Below are 1,550 nucleotides of genomic sequence, written 5' to 3' on the forward strand. Positions count from 1 at the left end.
GAATTCCACGCGCTGCTGAAAAAGGAAGCATCTGGCCACTACGCCGTCAGTGCCAAGGGCATGTGGCACGGCGGCATTCATATCTCGGAAGGCGGTGCGGGTGCCTCCCTGGACCTGAAGTACGGCGTGCGTTGTATCGCGGATGGCGAGGTAGTGGCCTTCCGCGTCAATCGGAACTATCTGGTCAGCCAGATGCCAGCGGAGGGCGACAAGCCAGCTAGAGAGGCGCACTACAGCACCGGCTTTGCCCTGGTGCGCCACGCCATGGAGTTCCCCAAGGGCACCAAGCTGACGTTCTTCAGCCTGTACATGCATCTGCAGGACATGGCCGGCTACGAGAGCGACAAGGCACTGCCTCGCCCTGCATATTGGCAGCCGGACTTCACGGTGACACAGTTCGCCAACGACAAACCAGCCGGTCGTCCCACCAGCGCCACTCCATCAGGTCAGGTGGGGCTCAGGGTGCGGGCGACGCACCCACATGGGACGCCGCTGTGCATTCTCCCTCGCGGGACGCAGGTCAGCATTAGCAAGCGCGAAGGCAACTGGGGCCAGATCAAGGACACGCATTGGGCGCAACTGATTCCGCCGAAGGTTGGCGGCTATGTTGCGCCGACCGCCGCAATCGGCGGATGGATGTTCCTCGGCAAGGAGCACGGCCATCGAATGGTGGAAGCGGTTATACCGGACTCGATGCTGGATCGCGTGGTCACCTTAGACAAGCCCGTCAAGATCAAGGCTGGCGACCTGATTGGTCATCTCGGCCGCTACGATTCGTTGAGCAATTTTGGCGAAAACCGCATGGTGCACATAGAGGTGTTCTGTGACGATGGCATCAAGGCCTTCATCCAGAAAGGGCGGGACTGGATTGATAATCATGGGCATCACCCAGACGACTGGAAGCCATTGGGGCTGTCGAGCGAGCCAACGCTGATGCGCATCGACAAGAACACCAAGTTGTACAAGCAGCCCTTCAATGAAGGGGCTGCCCCCTCGATGTCCGACGTGATTCAGATCGTGGCATTGGCCGAACTAGCAAGGAATCCAGACAACAAGCGCATGGAGACCACAGCCGTCAGTGGGGAAAAGCTGCCTTGGTGGCATGTCAACAGCGCTGACGTGCTGGGCCACGACATTGACGGCTGGGTGCGCCAGGAAAACTTTGCGGGTGGTCGCGTCACACGAGAATTCGCGCAATCCTGGATTGACTTTGATACGTCCTTCGAGGATCCCCATGATTCGACGCATACGATGTTTGCCACCGCAAAAGCCTACGTCGATTACTCAATGGGAGCGGACGTCCCGGCGCCCGCCGCCATGAGCAAGCTCAGTCAGCTAATGGTGAAAATCTATCGCGCCATCTTTCCAAGAGGCGATGGCGGCCAGGCTGCTGACGAGTTGTGCGCGGCCACTGACGATCCGTGGCGCGCATTGCGGGTGTCGCGTCTCATCATCAAGCACGAAAGTGAATGGGCCAATCCAAATAAGTGGCAGCAATTAATTCGCGAGATTGAAGAGCACACAGGTCCGCAGCCGCAGCACGTCGAGGA

The 1,550-nt window shown here is 59.0% G+C and carries 1 pseudogene; it reads left to right on the top strand.

Annotated features, from left to right (window positions below):
* Nucleotides 1-1,550 (top strand): annotated as a pseudogene (locus F7R19_RS29475) (chitinase); the annotation flags it as partial.

The organism is Cupriavidus pauculus, from assembly GCF_008801835.1.
In the GTDB taxonomy this organism is placed as follows: Bacteria; Pseudomonadota; Gammaproteobacteria; order Burkholderiales; family Burkholderiaceae; genus Cupriavidus; species Cupriavidus pauculus.